This is a genomic window from Arboricoccus pini (genome assembly GCF_900187945.1).
GTDB lineage: Bacteria > Pseudomonadota > Alphaproteobacteria > Geminicoccales > Geminicoccaceae > Arboricoccus > Arboricoccus pini.
Window position 1 is genome coordinate 1 of the sequence record NZ_FYEH01000002.1, and the last position, 18,335, is coordinate 18,335.

The window sequence follows — 18,335 nt, forward strand, 5'->3', positions numbered from 1 at the left end:
AGGCCCGAGCGTCGCGAGGCCGCACCGCCGGCCGAGCCGCGCCAGCCGCCGGGCGACTGGAGCCATTGCGCGGCGATACCCGAGCACCAGGAGGAGGCGGAAGCGCTGGCCCTGGCCGATCTGCGCCGGGTGGCGCGGGACAATCGGGCTGAGCTGAACCGGCTGGCGGACAAGCTGGCGTCCGAGGCCGAGCGGATGGGTACGGGCCTTGGTCAGAACGCGCTGCCCTCGCTTCGCCTGGAGGCGGTGGCGCGGGGTGTGGCGCGGTACTGGCACGAGCGGCCGGCCGAGAGCATGCAGGCGGCGATACGCTTGCAGGGTGCGAGGAAGATCGGCCGCTATGGGACCGGCCCGCCCTCGTGATGGTGGCCGGGTAAGACTCGATCCTCACCCGCGACCGACAACCCCACCCCGACCCGGGTCCAGGGGCCTTTCGGCCCCTGGCCGCCGGAGGCCTCTTCCGCCATCATGCTCTTTCATCGCCGAAAGAGGGCTCGATGTTCGAGGCGTTTTGGGCGTCGTTCGTTGTATTGGTCGTGATTGTGGACCCGGTGGCGCTGGTGCCTATTTTTATCGCGCTGACGCAGGGGCTGGACGATGGTCTGGCGCGGCGGATCGCGCTACGCGGGCCGTTGATCAGTTTCGTGGTGCTGTTAGTTTTTGCCTATGGCGGCGAGAGGCTGCTGGCGACCCTGGGCATTGGCACGCCGGCGTTTCGGATCGCGGGCGGGCTGCTTTTGTTCACGATCGCGTTTGAGATGTTGTTCGAGAAGCGCGGTGCCCGCAAGGAGGGTGTCGCGGACCGGGCGGCGCGCTCGGACGAGGACAGTCTTGATCTTGCGGCGTTTCCGCTGGCGGTGCCCTTGATATCGGGACCGGGGGCCATTGCCTCGGTGGTACTGCTCATGGAGCAGTATGGGAGTAGTTGGCGCGGTCAGGCAGCGGTGATTGGTGCCGTGGCCACGACGTTGCTTTTGACCTTCTTGATGTTGCGGGCATCGGCGCCGGTACAGCGGGTTCTGGGCCGGACGGTGATCAACACGCTCAGTCGCGTCCTCGGTATCATCGTGGCGGCGTTGGCGGTCCAGATCGTGGTGACCGGAATCACCTCCATCTATCCGCCTTGATCCCGCTTCCGCGCCCGCTCAGGCAGTGCGAAGCGGGTTGGCGGCGAAAAATCACTCAAGCGCTGCGCCAGCGCGTCATGCTATGCGCATACGCTCGAAGAGGGCGCTGCTGGTGTCGTAGGGCAGGCGGCCGGCAGCCCAAGCGGATAGCTCGGTGCTGGTGACGTGGCCGGCGATGGCACTGGCGAGGCCGGCGCCTATGAGCGCGCCGAGCTTGAAGCCATGGCCGGAGCAGGGGCTTGAGACCCAGCCTTTGGCGCCCAGGGGCTCGACGACGAAATGTTCGTCGTCCGTGACGGTGTAGAAGCAGATCTTGCGTTCGAGGATGGTATAGGAATCGAAATCCTTGAACGTCTGGCGGCCGCAGGCGATCACGGCGTCGATCTCGTCCTGGCGGGCGATGCGGTCGCCATCGGGATCGCCCTGGCGGGAGAAATGGTGGTCGCCGATCTTGAGCCGGGCATTGCCGCGGGGCGGCAGGCAGTAGGTGATCTGGGGGCCGACATCGGCGATGACGGGGGCCTGCGACCAGGCTTCGGCCAGATCCCGGGGCGGGGCCAGATAGAGGATGCACTGGCGTGAGGGTGTGACGGTGCGGGCAAGGCTGGGCACGAGGCGGGAGACCCAGGCGCCGGCACAGATGACGATCGCATCGCCGGCATGGGTCTTTCCATCGGCCGTGAGCGTGCCTTTCTCGGGGTCGATGGCGGAGACCTTGGTGTCGGCGTGGAAGATGGCGCCGTCCTTGGCCAGCCTGACGACGAGGTCGGTGAGGATGCGAATGGGGTAGAGGATGCCGGCTTTGTCTGTTTCGACGACGCGGGTGTCCTCGTCCAGCCGGACCATGGGCAGGCGTGCATGGATCGCGGCGGTGTCGAGCTCGCGAAAGCCGACATCCATCGTGGAGAGGGTGAGACGGACCCCGTCGTACCAGGGCTGCTCGCCGCGCACGAGGTAGCAGGCGGACGTGGGCAGATGGTGGTTGGCGCCGATGTCCCGCCACATGGCCTCGTAGGCCCTGAAGGCCTGGGGCATCATGTAGGCATAGCCTTCCTGGGTGCCGTAGGCGTGGCGGGTGATGCGGTGCTCGTCGTGGGAGGAGGAGCGGGGATTGGGGATGGGGCCCTGGTCGAATATTTCCACGGCGTAGCCCTGGCGGGTAAGCGCCCAGGCGGTGGAGAGGCCGGCGATGCCGGCGCCGACGACGAGGATCCTGCCGTTGCTGGCTGCGCTCTTCAAGGTGATGCTCCGTCCGGGCCTGATGCTGTCGGCCGGGTTTATGCCCGGGTGCGTCGGGCGTCCAGCGAAGATCGGCCAAGCGACGGCTGGCGGTTCGCCGGGTTCCCGACTGGCGGAAAAGCGGCAGGGGGTGCGTCGACAGGGCGCGGGCGCAAGCGCTAGGTTGACGCGCGCAGGCCCTGGGGCCGACATCACGCAGAAGAAGGCTGAATACGTTGGAAGATCGGCTCTCGCAGGATGCGATTGATTATCACCGGCTGCCCAAGCCCGGCAAGCTCGAGGTGGTGGCAACCAAGCCGCTGGCGACGCAGCGTGATCTGTCGCTGGCCTATAGCCCGGGCGTGGCTGCTGCCTGCAAGGTGATCGAGGCCGATCCGGCGATGGCGGCCGAGGTGACATCGCGATCGAACCTCGTGGGGGTGGTCAGCAACGGCACGGCGGTTTTGGGGCTGGGTGCCATCGGGGCACTGGCATCGAAGCCGGTCATGGAGGGCAAAGCGGTCCTCTTTAAAAAATTCGCGGGCATTGATGCTTTCGACATCGAGGTCGAGGAGCGCGATCCCGAAAAGCTGATCGAGATCGTGGCGGCATTGGAGCCGACCTTCGGGGCGATCAACCTCGAGGACATCAAGGCGCCCGAATGCTTCGAGGTGGAGCGAGCGCTTCGGGCGCGGATGAAGATTCCAGTCTTTCACGACGACCAGCACGGCACGGCGATCATCGTCTCGGCGGCGGTTGTGAATGCCTTGCACATCGGCGGCAAGAAGCTGGCGGAGGTGAGACTCGTTACCTCGGGGGCGGGGGCAGCCGCCCTTGCCACGTTGGATCTCTTGGTGACGATGGGACTCAAGCCCGAAAACATCATCGCCACCGACATCAAGGGAGTTGTCTACAAGGGCCGCAACGAACTCATGGATCCCTACAAGGAGCGTTATGCGGTCGACACGCCGCATCGCACGCTGGCCGAGGCGATCGAAGGCGCCGACATTTTCCTCGGGCTCTCGGCGCCCAACGTGCTGACGGCCGAGATGGCGATGTCGATGGCGCCCAATCCCTTGATCCTGGCGCTGGCCAATCCAACGCCCGAAATCCCGCCCGCGATCGCGCGGGGTGCGAGGCCGGATGCGATCATCGCGACGGGCCGCAGCGATTTTCCAAATCAGGTCAACAATGTCCTTTGCTTTCCATTCATCTTCAGGGGGGCCCTGGACGTCGGGGCCACGACCATCAACGAGGAAATGAAGCAGGCCTGCGTCGAGGCGATCGCAGGTCTGGCGCGCAAGACGACACCTGAGTCGGTGGCTACGGCCTATGGCGTGGAGAGCTTCACCTTCGGGCCCGAATACGTGATTCCGAAGCCCTTCGATCCCCGCCTCCTGGTCGAAGTGCCGGTGGCCGTGGCGAAGGCCGCCATGGAGAGCGGCGTGGCGACCCGCCCGATCGCCGATCTCGAGGCTTATCGCAGCACGCTGGACGAGCGCGTGGTGCGCTCGAGCCTGATCATGAAGCCGGTCGTCGAGGCGGCAAGGCAGCAGCCTCAGCGTCTGGTCTATTCCGATGGCGAGGAGGAGCGCGTGCTGCGCGCCGTGCAGGCGCTGGTCGACGACAAGCTGGTGCGGCCGATCCTGATCGGCCGGCCCGAGGTCGTCGAGATGCGCATCCAGCGCCTGGGCCTGCGATTGCAGCAGGGCACGGATTATGAACTTTGCAATCCCAACAGCGATCCGCGCTTCAACGATTATGTGGCCTTCTATTACGAGCGCATGTGCCGTCGCGGCGTAACGCCCGAATCCGCCAAGGAAGTGGTACGCACGCGCCGGACGGTGATCGCCGCCATCATGGTGGCGCGCGGCGAGGCGGATGCGATGCTGGCCGGCCCTGTTGGCTCGTTCGAAAGCCATGTCCGCCACTTGACCTCGATGCTGGGCCTGAAAGACGATTGCCGGCAATGCTCGACCATCCAGGCCCTGGTGCTGGATTCCGGCCCGCTTTTCGTCGCCGACACCAATGTTGGCTACGAGCCCTCGGCCGAGGAGATCGCGGCGACGACGCTTCGTGCGGCCGAGGTTATTCGTCGGTTCGGCATCGAGCCCCGCGTGGCGCTGGTCAGCCACAGCAATTTCGGCTCGAGCGACAGGCCCTCGGCCGGCAAGATGCGGGACGCCCTGGCGACGCTGCATAAATTGGCGCCGGAACTTGAGGTCGACGGCGAGATGCAGGCGGACGCGGCGATGAGCCAGGTCGTTCGCGACCGGCTGATGCCCGAGGCGAAGTTCAAGGGAGCGGCCAATCTTTTGATGATGCCGTCTTTGGATGCAGCCAATATCGCCTATAATCTGGTAAAAAGCGTGACGGGTGCGGTCTCCGTCGGCCCGATCCTCGTTGGTCCCGCTTTTCCAGCGCACGTGGTAACGCCCTCCGTCTCCTCGCGCGGCATCATCAATATGAGCACGATTGCCTGCGTGGATGCGATTTCCGGCATGCAGGCGCGTTGATAGCCGGCCAGCACCAAAATCTCGTAAGCGTAAAAGAAAAGGGTTAACGCGTATTTCACTATGACATGAAAGGGTTAAGTATCGATTACCACTCGACGTCGGCGGCCAGTTGAACCACTTGTTAGCCAGGACAAAACTGGAAGAAGCCGATGTCGAACCCGCCCGAAGACGTGCGTCTCGTGAGCCTGGAGAACCTTCGTCGAGGCCTGGGCGAGATACTTGGGCGCGATTCGCTCATTTTCCGGCGCTTCGAGCGCGCCTTTATCGACAATAGCCCGGATCTTCTGGACGCGGCGGTCGCCGCCTTGAAACTCTATCCCGCTCCGACCCAGGCTGCCGTCGACGATCTGTTGGTAAGCTGGCTCTTTGGTGCCAACGCCTTGCCCGAGACTCCCGATACGCTCTTGAACAGCCGGGCCTAGATCCGCGGCTCCAGCGGTGCCGGCGTTGACAAGCATATAAAGACATCTACATATGCATCCGCCGCCATGGCGGCGAGCGATGCCCTACCTCTCGTGCTGCAAGCCGCACGAGATCTCGACCCGGCCGCTCGCCCTCTTGGCCCCACCGGGTAAGATGCAATCGCTTGATGACTCCGCTCGACACGTTTCTGATTGGCATGAAGGCCGCCGCCGATCCTTCGCGGCTGCGGCTGCTGGCGATCTGCGCGCATGGCGAGTGGACGGTGAGCGAACTGGTCCAGATTCTGGGTCAAAGCCAGCCGCGCATCTCGCGCCACCTCAAGCTGCTGGCCGAGGCCGGACTGCTCGAGCGCTTCCGCGAGGGCAGTTGGGTCTTTTATCGTCGGGCGCATAGCGGCCCCGGCAGCCGGCTCGCCAAGGCCTTGAGCCGTCATCTCCCGGACGACGATCCGCAGCTTTTGCTCGATCGGCAGCGCCTGGCGACGGCGCGGGACGCGCGCCGTGCCGCGGCCGAGCGATATTTCGACGACCGCGCCGATGGCTGGGACAGCGAGCGCGACCTCGCCGTGGACGGCGGCCTGATCGAACAGGCGCTGACCCAGCTGGCGCAGGAAATCCGCCCCGCGGCGCTCGTCGACATCGGCACGGGTACGGGGCGCATCCTCCGCGTACTCTCGCGCCATATCGGCAGCGGCCTCGGCATCGATTCCAGCCACGACATGCTCAAGGTTGCCCGCGCCCATCTCGACCGGCGCGAGACCCGCCATTGCCAGGTGCGGCACGGCGACATGTATCAATTGCCGCTGCAGGACCAGTCCTTCGAGGCGGCGATCCTCCATCAGGTCCTCCATTTCGCCGACGACCCGTTGGCCGTGCTTACCGAGGCGCGCCGTGTGCTCAAGCAGGATGGCCGGATTATCGTCTGCGATCTTTTGCAACACGACGAGGAGTGGTTGCGCGAGGAAAAGCGCCACCGCCGCCTCGGCTTCTCGCCCGAGGAGATGTCAGCCTGGTTCAGCGAACTGGGCTTCATCGAAGAAGAGCCGCTGCGTTTCGAGGGCGATCGCCTTACCGTTGTCATCTGGCAGGCTAGGCTCGGTCGCGCCCGTCAGGACGACACATCTGCCGAACTTTTGACGCGAGAGGCCGCATGAGCCGCGACGCCACGACGGCATCAGCCGATCTGCCCCCGGTCGAGCTATCGATCGAGATCTTTCCGCCCAAGACAGCGGAGGCGCGGGAGCGGCTGATGGCCAATCTCGAACTCTTCGCCGCCGCCGGGCCGCGCTTCATCTCGGTGACCTGCGGCGCCGGCGGCAGCGGCGAGGACGGCACGTTCCAACTGGCGACGGAGACGGCCAGCCGCTATGCCATCCCGGTCGCCGCGCATTTGACCTGCGCCTATGCCAGTCGCGAGGCGATCGACGCACTGGTCCGGCGCTATTGGGAGCAGGGCGTGCGCCGCATCGTGGCCCTGCGCGGCGACAAGCCCAAGGGAGCCTTGCATTACCAGCCGCGGCCGGATGGCTATGCCTATGCCAATGACCTCGTGGCCGGCCTGAAGGCGATCGCTCCCTTCGATGTCAGCGTCGGTTGCTATCCCGAGACCCATCCCGAGGCTCCGGACGCCGATAGCGACTATCGTTATCTGCTGCGCAAAATCGAGGCGGGGGCCGATCGTCTGATCACTCAATATTGCTTCGAGACGGACAAGATTCTCCGCTTTCGCGACCGGCTGGTGAAGGACGGCGTCACGGTCGAATTCGTCCCGGGTATCATGCCGATCCATAATTTCAGGCAGATCAAAAGATTCAGCGCAGCATGCGGTGCCGGTATCCCCGATTGGCTCGAGGCGATGTTCGAGGGCGTCGACGAGGCGAGCCCGGTGCACGGCATGGTGGCGGCCACTGTAGCGACGGAGCAATGCCGCCGCCTCGCCGCCGAGGGGCTGACCCGCCACCATGTCTACGCGCTCAATCGTGCCGAGTTGCCGATGGCGCTCGTCCATCTGCTGCGTGCCTCCAGCCGAATGCCTCAGGCGGCCTAAGACCCTTACCCATCTCCGCCGACCCACGCGCCTGGCCGCTCGCAGCGCGTACCTGACGCCCTCGGTTCATTTCACTGCTGTTGGATGCCACCCATGACCGATTTCCTCGACTACGCCCGTCAGCGCATCGTGCTGTTCGACGGCGGCATGGGCTCGCAGATCCAGGCCCGCGACCTGACGCTCAAGGATTTCTGGGACCAGGAGAACTGCTCGGAAATCTTGAACCTCAGCCGCCCCGACCTCGTGCGTGAGATCCATACCGCCTATCTCAAGGCAGGGGCGGACGCCATCGAGACCAACACCTTCGGCGGCGCGCCCTTGACGCTTGGCGAATTCGGCCTGCAGGACCGCGCGGTCGAGATCAACAAGCTTGCAGCCGAGCTGGCGCGCGAGGCGATCGAGGCCATGCCCAAGGATGGACGCACGCGCTTCGTCGTCGGCTCCATCGGCCCCGGCACGCGCCTGGTCTCGCTGGGACACGTTGCCTACCAGACCTTGGAGGATGGTTACGAGGTGCAGGCGACCGGCCTCATCGAGGGCGGCGTCGATGCCATCCTGATCGAGACCTGCCAGGATCCCTTGCAGATCAAGGCGGCCGTCAATGGCAGCCGGCGCGCCTTTGCAAAGATCGGTCGTGCCGTCCCGATCATGGCGCAGGTGACCATCGAGACGACGGGCACCATGCTGGTCGGCACAGACATCGCCGCCGCCACGACGATCATCGATGCCCTGGATGTCCCGGTGCTGGGGATGAATTGCGCGACTGGTCCCAAGGAGATGGCCGAGCATCTGCGCTACGTCTCGCAGAACTGGCCGGGTCTGATTTCCGTCCTGCCCAACGCCGGCCTGCCCGAACTGCGCGAGGGCCAGACCTACTACCCGCTCGGTCCCGACGAGATGGCGCTCTGGCTGGAGCGCTTCCTCAATGAGGACGGAATCAACTTCGTCGGCGGCTGCTGCGGCACCGACCACCGTCACATCGCGGCGGTCGATGCCATGTTGCGCCGCAACGCGCCGGACGGCTTCAGGCCCGCGCCCAAGGCCCGTAATGTAAGCCTCCAGCCGCAACTGGCCTCGCTCTTCAGCGCCGTCAGCCTGCGCCAGGAAAGCAGTTATCTTTCCATCGGCGAGCGCTGCAACGCGAATGGCTCCAAGAAATTTCGCGAGCTCCAGGCGGCCGACGAATGGGATTCCTGCGTCGCCATGGGCCGCGAGCAGGTGCGCGAAGGCTCCAACGCGCTGGACGTCTGCACGGCCTTCGTCGGTCGTGACGAGGTCAGCGACATGACCAATGTCATCAGCCGCATGCGCGGTTCGGTCGACGCGCCGATCGTCTTCGATTCGACCGAGCTCAATGTGCTCGAGGCCTCGCTGCGCCTCTATGGCGGCAAGGGCATCTTGAACTCGATCAATTTCGAGGATGGCGAGGAGCCGGCCGAGAAGCGCATGCGCCTCGCCAAGCAATTCGGCCAGGCGGTCATCGCGCTTACGATCGACGAGACCGGCATGGCCAAGGACGTCGAGAGCAAGCTTCGGGTGGCGCGCCGACTCGTGGCCTTTGCCTGCGACCGGTTCGGCCTCAAGCGCCATGACCTCCTGATCGATCCTCTGACCTTTACGATCTGCACCGGCAACGAAGACGACCGCAAGCTTGGCCTCTGGACGCTGGAGGGGATCGAGCGGATCGCCGCGGAATTCCCGGAGATCCAGATCATTCTCGGCCTCTCCAATATCAGCTTCGGCCTCAACGCCGCGGCAAGGCATGTGCTGAACTCGGTCTTTCTTGACGAGGCGATCAAGCGCGGCCTGACGGGCGCCATCGTCCATTCCTCGAAGATCGTGCCACTGCACAAGATCCCGGAGAACGAGGCCAAGATCGCGCTTGACCTGATCTATGACCGGCGGGCCGAGGGTTATGATCCGCTTCAGGCCTTCATCGCCCTCTTCATGGACAGAAAGGCCTCAGAATCGGTCAAGAAGAGCCGCCCCGACACCATTGAGGAAGTTCTCAAGCAGCGCATCGTCGATGGCGACAAGCAGGGACTCGAGGCAGATCTCGAGGCCGCCATGCAGACCTACCCGCCGCTCGAGATCATCAACACGCTGCTGCTGGATGGCATGAAGGTGGTGGGCGAGCTGTTCGGTGCCGGAAAGATGCAGCTGCCCTTCGTCCTGCAGTCGGCCGAGACGATGAAACGTGCCGTGGCCTGGCTCGAGCCCTTCATGGAGAAGGTCGAGGGCCAGGAGAAAGGCACGATCGTGCTGGCGACGGTCAAAGGCGACGTGCACGATATCGGCAAGAACCTCGTCGACATCATCTTGACCAATAACGGCTACAAGGTCGTCAATCTCGGCATCAAGCAGCCTTTGACGGCCATCATCGAGGCCGCGAACGAGAACAAGGCCAACGCCATCGGCATGTCGGGCCTGCTCGTCAAATCGACGGTCATCATGCGCGAGAATCTCGAGGAGATGCAGCGCCTGGGCCTGAGCACGCCGGTCTTCTTGGGCGGTGCGGCCCTGACACGCGCCTATGTCGAGGAGGATTGCTGGAAGGCCTATGGCGAAGGGCCGGTCGCCTACGCTCGGGACGCCTTCGACGGCCTCTCGCTCATGGACAAGGTGGTGACGCAGAAATTCGGCGACTACGTGGCCGAGCGCGTCGCCAAGAATGCCGGCAGGAGCAAGCCCGGCAAGAAGCACCGCACGCTGGAGGCCCTGGAGGAGGAGGCCAAGGGCGGTTCTATCCGCCCGCTCGAGATCGACGAGATCGAGGAAATCCGCCTGCGGCGCAACGAGTTGGTGGGCGACGTTGCCGTGCCTACGCCGCCTTTCTGGGGCGGCAAAATCATCGACAATGTACCGGTGCGCGCGCTCTTGCCCTATCTGAACGAGAACATGCTCTACCAGTTTCACTGGGGCTACGAGAAGCAGGGCCGAAAACTCGATGCCTTTTTAGACTGGGCATCCAAGGAGTTAAGGCCGATACTTAACAATTTGGTTAAGGAGGCCGAGCAAGAGCAGATTTTCTTTCCGAAGGCTGCCTACGGCTATTGGAAGGCGGCGGGCGAGGGCAACGACGTCGTCCTCTTTGCTGAGGATGGGAATACCGAGGTAGCCCGCTTCCGCCTGCCCAGGCAGAAGAAGGAGGGCGGTCTCTGCATCGCCGACTTCCTGCGCGACATCGACGATGCCACCCGCGACGTCATGGCGATGCAGGTCGTCACCGTGGGTCAGCATGCCTCCGAGGTGGCGCGCGAATGGTTCGCCGCTGACCGCTACCAGGACTATGTGAGGCTGCATGGCCTGGGCGTGGAACTGGCCGAGGCCATGGCCGAATACGTCCATGCCAAGATCCGCGCGGAACTGGGATTTGGCCATCAGGACGAGCGCGATATGCGCGAACTTCTAAAGCAGGGCTATCGCGGCTCGCGCTACAGTTTCGGCTATCCCGCCTGCCCCAATGTCGGCGACCAAAAGCAGCTCCTGCGTCTCTTGGGAGCCGATCGGGTCGGCGTCGAACTGGGCGATGAGGATCAACTTTGGCCGGAGCAGAGTACGAGCGCCATTGTTCTTCATCACCCGCAGGCCAAGTATTTCAATGTCTAGCAGGCTTGCCGCCGGCGGCAGACCCGTCAGCCGGCGGCACACCTTGTCTCCGGGATAGGGCATGTCTAGATTCGAGGGCATTGAGACATGCCCGCGGCGGCGCCGGTTCGAATGGCAGCAGGCGTGGTCCTCGTCAGTCGTGATCGCATGCGAGTAAATGATGCTGGGTACCTGGGGCTTTGGCGGTGACCGGAACTACCGCCTCGACAAGATGAGCCTGAAGGAACTCGTGCGTGCGTTCTTCACGCACTACGCGATCCTCGTCTACATCGTGCTGGCGGTCGTCTCCATTCTCCTCTCGTACCGTTTCCTTTTGAGCTGGTGGCAGCCGGTGGTGGGGCTCGTCGCGACCGCCATCGTCTATCCGTTCGCCGAGTATGTGCTGCACCGCTTCGTCCTGCACGCACGCTTCATGTACAAGACCGAGATGACAGCACCCGTCTGGAAACGCATTCACTACGATCATCATCAAAACCCACACGACATGTCCGTGCTGTTCGGTGCACTCTACACCACGCTGCCGGCTTTAATCGGCATTTCGTTTCCGATCGGCTGGCTCCTGGCCGGCCTCTCGGGCGCCTTCGCCGCGATCGCCGCTGCCATGATCGCCTTCACGTTTTACGAATTCATTCACTGCATGCAGCATCTGCCATACACGCCTAAGAACAACTTCCTGCGCTCGATCAAGAAGCGGCATCTGGCGCATCATTTCCACAGCGAGCAGGGCAATTTCGGGATCACCTCCAATCTCTGGGACAGGATTTTGGGGACGATCTACGAATCTCAGCGCGACGTGCCGCGCAGTCCCACCACCTTCAATCTCGGCTATACGGCGGAGGAGCGCGAACGTTATCCCTGGGTGGCGGAGCTGTCGGCCAGCGAGGCTGAACTGGAACGGCGCCGGACCGGGCGCGGGAACGAGCGTACCGCTCCTTGAGCACGCTCACGCTTGAGCCAATCACGGACAAGGCTGGCATCCGCCGGTTCGTGACGGCACCCGATCTCGTCTACGAGGACGATCCCACTTATGTCCATCCGCTCGTCTTCGAGCGCATGGAACATCTGGACGCGAAGAAGAATCCCTTTCTCAAAGGCATCGAGATTGCCTACTGGCTGGCGCATCGCGATGGTCGTCCGGTCGGCCGAATCTCCGCCCAGATCAATGCCCGCCATCTTGAGCGCTATCAGGATTCCACCGGCCAGTTCGGCTTCTTCGAGTGCATGGACGACCCCGAAGCGGCGGCCGCGCTCCTGAAGGTTGCTGAGGACTGGCTGCGCGCCAAGGGGATGCGGCGTGTAAAGGGACCGTTCAACCCGACAATCAATGACGAAGTCGGCCTGCTGGTTAAAGGGTTGGAAACGCCGCCCATGATGATGATGGGCCACGGCCGTGCCTGGTATCCAAAGCTGGTCGAGGGGCAGGGCTACCAAAAGGTGCAGGATCTCCTGGCCTATCACTTCAACGTTCAGGCACCCTGGCCGGCGGCTGCCCAGCGCATCATCGATCGAAGTGCCAAGCTCGAGACACTGCATATCCGTCCCTTGGACATGAAGCGCTTCGATGAGGAGATCCGCCTCGTCTGCGACATTTTCAACGATGCCTGGGCGAATAACTGGGGCTTCATTCCCTTCGGCGAGGATGAAGCGGCCTATCTAGCCAAGTCGATCAAGATGCTGGTCGATGCCCGACATTTCGCGATCGGCGAGATCGACGGTGTGCCCGCAGCCATGGTCGTGACGATCCCCAACGTCAACGAGGCGGCCTTCGACCTCAAGGGTCACCTCCTGCCGTTCGGCTGGGCCAAGTTGCTCTGGCGGCTCAAGGTGAAGGGGGTCAAGAGCAGCCGGATGCCGCTCATGGGGGTGCGTCAGGCCTATCAGCATACCGCCAAGGGTGCCGCCCTGGCGCTGGGCGTCATCGGTGCGGTCAAGGATTATCACAAGGGCCGGGGCGTCGAATGGGCCGAGCTCTCATGGATTCTCGAGAGCAACCGGGCGATGAACGATTTGATCGTGCTGGTGGGGGGTGTGCCCTACAAGACCTATCGGATCTATGAGAAGGCCTTGGCTTGACAGCCATGGCCAGCACCTACGATGCCATCCTCCTCGCAGGCAGTCGCAAGGCGGGCGATCCTTTGGCTGCGGCGCGAGGCGTCGCCTTCAAGTGCCTGATCCCGATCTTGGACGTGCCGATGCTGCTCCGCGTCGTCCGCTCCCTCGCTGGATCGAGCTCGATCGGCCGCATCGTGCTTGTGGGCGACGCGAGCCTCCTCGACGTCTCGCCCGAACTTGGAGCGTTGGCCGAGGCGGGCCGCCTCATCACCGTGTCGGCTGAAACTTCGCCCAGCCGCAGCGTCGCCGCGGCCCTGGAGCGGCTGGGAAGCTGGCCCGTGCTGGTAACAACGGCCGATCACCCCTTGCTGACGCCGGAATTGGTCGAGCGCTTTCTCGGTGATGCCAGGACGAGCGGCGCCGACGTCGCGGCCGGCCTGACGCCGGCGCAAGCGATCCTGGCGCGTTTTCCCGGCAACAAGCGCACATATTGGAAATTCAAGGACGGGCGCTTCTCGGGCGCCAACCTCTTTGCCCTCCAGACGCCGAAAGCTGCAAATGCGGTGCTCTTCTGGCGGCGGGTGGAGGAAGAGCGCAAGCGCCCCTGGCGCATCGCCAGGCTCTTTGGACTTCGTCATCTCGTGGCTTATCTCACTGGACGGCTCAGCCTTGATGCGGCGTTCGGCCGGGCATCCTCGGTCGTGGGCGCCAGGCTAGCCCCGGTCAGCCTCCCGGTGGCCGAGGCCGCCATCGACGTCGACAAGCTGGAGGACCTCCTCCTGGTCGAGAAGATCTTGCGCGAGCGGGCGCATGCCTAACTACGAAACCGTCTGCCGGCTGGCGCATCTCACGGACCTCCATATGGGGCCGCTGCCAGAGGTGAAGATCACCGATCTCTTCAGTAAGCGAATCCTAGGCTACATGTCCTGGATGCGGGGGCGGCGCTTCCGCCATCGGGCTGACATCCTGGAGCGCATCGTCGAGGACGTGGCCGAGCAGGAGGTCGATCACAAGCTGCTGACGGGCGACCTCGTCAACATCTCGCTGCGCAAGGAATTCGAGGCCGCCGCCCGTTGGCTGGAAGGTGTCGGCACGCCCGACAACATGACCGTCATTCCCGGCAATCACGATGCCTATGTGAAGGGGGCGGCCGAGAATAACTGGAAGCTGTGGCGCGCTTTCATGGCAGGCGACGAGAAGGAGCGCGTCCAGCCCTATCCCTTCGTCAAGCGCATCAAGGGTGCGGCCATCATCGGCCTTTCCAGCGCTATTCCGACCGGCTGGCGGGAGGCGGCGGGTGCGCTTGGCGATTCCCAACTCCTGGCCCTGGACGAAACCCTGGCCAGGCTCAAGCCCGAGGATGGCCTGCGGATCGTCCTCATCCATCACCCGCCGATCGACGCCTGGAGCCGCAAGCGCAAGCGGCTGCGCGACGGCGCTGCCTTTCGCGCCATCATCCAGCGGCGCGGCGCGGAGCTCATCCTTTGCGGTCACGAACATATCTTGATGATGGGCACGCTACCCGGTCCGAGGGGCGATGTGCCCGTCTTTTGCAGCCCGTCGGCCTCGGTGGCCGGCGGTCCCGGCAAGGGCGGTGGCGGCTACCTCCTCTTCGAGCTGCAGCAGGCCAAGGGTGCCAGAGGCGCCAATGCGCCCTATCGCCTTAGTGCCGATTATCGTCGTCTCAATGTCGATGACTGGACCGTCGGCAGTGCCTTCAAGGCAAACTTCGAGCGCACGGCGGCGGATTTGCCGGTCGACCTTAGCAAGGTGGCCTGAGCCATGCTTGTAACATCATCATCGCCTGGCACACGGCGGTGCCTTGCACGCAGCGCGAGCGGCCTCTAGTGATCGGCCCTAATGGTAGCGGTCCCAAACGGGCACCGGCTTGGCGTTTGCCAGGACGAGAACCGCCGCCAAGAGCAAGCGCGAGGTCATGAGCCTTTTCAGCCGATACATCGCGGCCGAGCTATTGCGGCCGATGCTGGCGATTCTAGGCAGCGCGCTTTTCGCGCTCCTGGCGGAGCGCATGCTGCGCGTCGTTGACATCGTCATCGGCTGGCGTGGCAGCCTGCTCGTCATCTTCGAGATGATGAGCTACCTGATCCCGCATTATATCGGCTTGGCCCTGCCGGCCGCGCTTTTCATCGCCATTCTCATGACGTTCAGTCGTCTCTCCCGCGACGGCGAGTTCGACGCGATGCTGGGGGCAGGTGCGGGCTTCTGGCGCCTGCAGCGGCCTCTCATGCTGATCTCGCTCGTCCTGATGGTCATTAATATCGGCGTGCAGGGCTATCTCCAGCCCTATAGTCGCTACGCCTACCGCGCTGCGGTCTATGCGCTTTCCAACGTCTCCTTCCAGGCCCTCCTGCGCGAAAACGATTTCGTCACGCTGCAGGACACGACTTATACCGTGGACACGCTGGCCCCCGATCATAACAGCTTCACCGGCGTGTTCCTCGCCAATCTACGCGAGAATGGCGACCTCATGGTCATCACGGCCGAGAAGGGACAGGTCGTGCCGGCCTCCATGGACAAGCCTGTGACGCTGCAATTGCAAAATGGCCTGCAGCAGCTCCTGCCTTCCGGCTTCATCAACGATACGGCGAACGGTGCGGCGCCAACGGTGCTGCGCTTTCGCAATTTCAGCACCGACCTGCAAGGCAACGACACGTCGTTCAGGCCGCGGGGCATGGACGAGCGTGAATACACGCTGCCCGAGCTTGTCGACGCCAAACCCAATCCGGCCGAGGGCATCATGCCCTGGGAGATCACGGCAGAGTTGCATATCCGTCTCGTGCGGATCGCCTCGACTCTGATCCTGCCGCTCATCGCCACGCCGCTTGCCATCGGCCGACGCAGGGCACAGCGTTCCTACGGCTTCATTCTTGGCATCATTCTCCTTCTGGCTTTCAACCAGCTGACCGAATTCGGCAAGTCGATGGCCGATAATAACAAAGTCAGCGTGGCCGTCGGACTCTGGTTGCCGTTCTTCGCCTTCCTGATCCTGGGCATCTACCTGACCTGGCGAAAATCGGTCCGCGTACCGTCGGGCGGTGGCTCCAACTGGCTGGACCGGCTCCTAGACGGCGCGCTCGCTGCCATAAGGCGGCTGCTGCCGGCCAGCCGGGAGGCGTCCCCTTGAGTCGGCTGACCTATTACCTGAACCGCAAGTTCCTCCTGCGCTTCGTGATCATCCTGGTTACGGTTGCGGGTTTCGCCAGCCTTTTCGACCTGCTCGAGACAGGCTCTCGCGTTCTTCGCCGGGCCGCTGCCATCGAGGGCATGGGCGACAGCGTCGGCTGGCGAACGCTGGTCTGGTATGCGGGTATCCGGCTGCCGACGTTGATCACCGATCTTCTGCCCCTGATGGCGCTGGTAGCAGCCCTCGTGACCATCAACGACATCCTGCGTCACCGCGAGCTCGTCATCATCTGGACTTCAGGGGTCTCCAGAGCGGGTCTGGTCCTTCGCATGCTGCCCGTGGCCCTCTTGCTCTTCGCCGGCAAGTTTGCCTTGGACGACTGGGCCATTCCGGCCAGCGCGCCGACGCTGGATGCGCTGGGCCTGGCTGATTTCGGCCGCGTCGCCGGTCCTTCCAGTGACTGGCTCTGGGTACGCGACGGCGAGAACGTTGTGCGTATCCCAGCCACCAGTCGTCCCGGCAAGGAGATGAACAATGTCATCATTTTCCGGCGCGATAATCTAGGGCGGACGACGGAGGTTCTGCGCGCCGCCCGGGTGCGTGCCAACCGTTCGGACTGGCATCTCGAGGATGTGCTGCTTCAGCCGGCCTCCGCCAAGCCGGTGACGCGGATCGCCCAAATGACGCTGCCCATCAATGTCAGGCTCGACAAGGTCGAGGTGATGACGAAGGCACCCCGCGAACTTTCCTTCCTCGACCTCTGGGACGCGGTCAATCATAACGGGTACGGCCTGGGCTCGGTCGAGGCGCAGCGGACCTGGCTGCATGGCCGCCTTGCCGCCGGCGTCACCATGATGTTCATGGTCGGTATCGGCATGGCGATCGTGCGCCGTTTCAACCGCACCTCGATGGTATTTCGCATCTTCACCGAAGGCTTGGCGATCGGCTTTCTCTCGATGATCGTCTCGGGCACGCTTCTGGCCTTCGGCGAAGTCGGTCTCATCAGCCCGATCTTCTCGGCCTGGGCGGTCCCGGCCGTCCTTGCCTTGATCCTTCTTCGCTGGATGGGCCTGCTCGAACTGCCACGCCGGCAGCGGCGGGGTGACGATTTCCACGGCCGCTTCCGTGTCGCCGACGCCGAGGGCGCGACCAAGACCGGCGCTGCCATGCCGTTCGGCTCGCACCGGGCGGAGCGCTCATGAGCAGCAACCGATGGATGCAAGGCGGCACTCTGCTGACATGACGCCCGTCATTCTCGTCCACAACGCGCGCAGCACGCGCAACAGCAAAGGCCTTGAGGCGCTCAAGGAAGTGGCCGCGGCGGATACATCCGTGACCCAGCTCTTCTTCGACGAGCGGACGGATCTCGACGAGATCGCTGCCGTCGTGCAGGCGGCTGTACCCTCTCTCTTGATCGTGAATGGCGGCGATGGCACGGTCCAAGGCGTGTTGACGAGGCTCCTTGGGCGCTTCAGACCAGCGACCTTGCCGCATCTGGCGGTGTTGCCGCGCGGCATGGCCAACATGACGGCGGGTGATTGTGGTCTTAGGAGTCGGAACCCGGCGGCTCTCAGAGAGCTCCTCGAACGGGTCGCGCATGGGCGGATCGAAGAAACCACGACGCATCGGCGGGTTTTGAAGGTTGAGGGCGTGGTCGGACGGGAGGAGGCCGTATACGGCATGTTCGCCGGCTTTGCGGGGATCATGGATGCCATTCGGCTGACGACCGGGAAGGTCCACAAGACTGGCCTCAAGGGCGAGTGGTCGCATCTCGTGACCTTGATCTCGTTGCTTTTCGGCCTGGCGATCGGCCGAAAACCCCATGGCGCGCTGGACGGCGAGCCGATGCGCGTTACGATCGAGGGCAAGACAAGACAGAGGCGCGAACTGCTTTGGCTCGCCACGACGCTGGATCATCTTGTGCTCAGATCGCGGCCCTTCTGGAACGACGCTGACAGCGACTTGCGCTTTACCAGCATCGCCTATCCGCCGCCCAGGCTCATTCGCCATGCCGCAGGTATCCTCTACGGCTGGCCGGCCAGGCCGAGCGAGGCGCAGGGTTTCTTCAGCCAGGGTACTGACCGCCTGAGCCTAAACTATACCGGCACGTTCACCATCGATGGCGAATTCTTCGAGGCGGCGATGCATCAGCCGCTGACGCTGAGCGCGCCCGACGAACTCGCGTTCGTGCGGTTCTAA

General features: G+C 63.8%; 15 protein-coding genes. 14 read left to right on the forward strand and 1 reads right to left on the reverse strand.

Annotation, left to right across the window (positions count from 1 at the left end):
* Together CFB17_RS19080 and CFB17_RS02805 are read left to right on the forward strand one after the other, a co-directional pair.
* On the forward strand, nucleotides 1-363 hold a 363-nt coding region (locus CFB17_RS19080), incomplete at its 5' end, for a hypothetical protein (RefSeq protein ID WP_165769389.1).
* Nucleotides 364-497: 134 nt separating this feature from the next.
* Complete coding sequence (locus CFB17_RS02805; protein WP_088559898.1) at nucleotides 498-1,127, forward strand: MarC family protein; 630 nt, start codon at nucleotides 498-500, stop codon at nucleotides 1,125-1,127.
* A 75-nt stretch (nucleotides 1,128-1,202) separates the two neighbouring features.
* Here the strand turns inward: CFB17_RS02805 and CFB17_RS02810 are convergent, their stop codons facing one another.
* Nucleotides 1,203-2,366 carry an NAD(P)/FAD-dependent oxidoreductase gene (locus CFB17_RS02810; RefSeq protein WP_243389694.1) on the reverse strand — a complete coding sequence of 388 codons (1,164 nt, stop codon included), beginning with the start codon at nucleotides 2,364-2,366 and terminating at the stop codon, nucleotides 1,203-1,205.
* Nucleotides 2,367-2,581: 215 nt separating this feature from the next.
* Between CFB17_RS02810 and CFB17_RS02815 the strand changes: the two genes are divergently transcribed.
* The 12 genes from CFB17_RS02815 (at nucleotide 2,582) to CFB17_RS02870 (ending at nucleotide 18,335) form a co-directional block, all read left to right on the forward strand.
* The gene (locus tag CFB17_RS02815) at nucleotides 2,582-4,861 is read left to right on the forward strand and encodes an NADP-dependent malic enzyme (protein ID WP_088559900.1); all 2,280 of its coding nucleotides are present in this window, start codon (nucleotides 2,582-2,584) and stop codon (nucleotides 4,859-4,861) included.
* Between the two features lie 149 nt (nucleotides 4,862-5,010).
* Nucleotides 5,011-5,283 carry a hypothetical protein gene (locus tag CFB17_RS02820; RefSeq protein ID WP_088559901.1) on the forward strand — a complete coding sequence of 91 codons (273 nt, stop codon included), beginning with the start codon at nucleotides 5,011-5,013 and terminating at the stop codon, nucleotides 5,281-5,283.
* 167 nt (nucleotides 5,284-5,450) lie between these two features.
* Nucleotides 5,451-6,437, forward strand: a complete 987-nt coding sequence (locus CFB17_RS02825; protein ID WP_088559902.1) for an ArsR/SmtB family transcription factor — start codon at nucleotides 5,451-5,453, stop codon at nucleotides 6,435-6,437.
* Nucleotides 6,434-7,330: a methylenetetrahydrofolate reductase gene (locus tag CFB17_RS02830; RefSeq protein ID WP_088559903.1), complete on the forward strand. Its 897-nt coding sequence runs from the start codon at nucleotides 6,434-6,436 to the stop codon at nucleotides 7,328-7,330. The genes CFB17_RS02825 and CFB17_RS02830 overlap by 4 nt, the downstream gene beginning before the upstream one ends.
* A gap of 84 nt (nucleotides 7,331-7,414) precedes the next feature.
* On the forward strand, nucleotides 7,415-10,939 hold the full coding sequence (gene metH, locus CFB17_RS02835) for a methionine synthase (RefSeq protein WP_407642372.1): 3,525 nt from the start codon (nucleotides 7,415-7,417) through the stop codon (nucleotides 10,937-10,939).
* Nucleotides 10,940-11,096: 157 nt separating this feature from the next.
* Nucleotides 11,097-11,876: a sterol desaturase family protein gene (locus CFB17_RS02840; RefSeq protein ID WP_207761913.1), complete on the forward strand. Its 780-nt coding sequence runs from the start codon at nucleotides 11,097-11,099 to the stop codon at nucleotides 11,874-11,876.
* Nucleotides 11,873-13,012, forward strand: coding sequence for an N-acetyltransferase (locus CFB17_RS02845; RefSeq protein ID WP_088559905.1), 1,140 nt, complete (start codon nucleotides 11,873-11,875; stop codon nucleotides 13,010-13,012). Before CFB17_RS02840 ends, CFB17_RS02845 begins: the two co-directional genes overlap by 4 nt.
* A gap of 5 nt (nucleotides 13,013-13,017) precedes the next feature.
* On the forward strand, nucleotides 13,018-13,809 hold the full coding sequence (locus CFB17_RS02850; RefSeq protein WP_088560215.1) for a nucleotidyltransferase family protein: 792 nt from the start codon (nucleotides 13,018-13,020) through the stop codon (nucleotides 13,807-13,809).
* Complete coding sequence (locus tag CFB17_RS02855) at nucleotides 13,802-14,770, forward strand: metallophosphoesterase family protein (RefSeq protein WP_088559906.1); 969 nt, start codon at nucleotides 13,802-13,804, stop codon at nucleotides 14,768-14,770. The genes CFB17_RS02850 and CFB17_RS02855 overlap by 8 nt, the downstream gene beginning before the upstream one ends.
* Before the next feature lie 157 nt (nucleotides 14,771-14,927).
* Entirely contained in the window at nucleotides 14,928-16,136 is a 1,209-nt protein-coding gene (locus CFB17_RS02860) for an LptF/LptG family permease (RefSeq protein WP_088559907.1), read from the forward strand.
* Nucleotides 16,133-17,338: an LptF/LptG family permease gene (locus CFB17_RS02865; protein WP_165769390.1), complete on the forward strand. Its 1,206-nt coding sequence runs from the start codon at nucleotides 16,133-16,135 to the stop codon at nucleotides 17,336-17,338. The genes CFB17_RS02860 and CFB17_RS02865 overlap by 4 nt, the downstream gene beginning before the upstream one ends.
* Nucleotides 17,339-17,375: 37 nt before the next feature.
* Complete coding sequence (locus tag CFB17_RS02870) at nucleotides 17,376-18,335, forward strand: diacylglycerol kinase family protein (RefSeq protein WP_165769391.1); 960 nt, start codon at nucleotides 17,376-17,378, stop codon at nucleotides 18,333-18,335.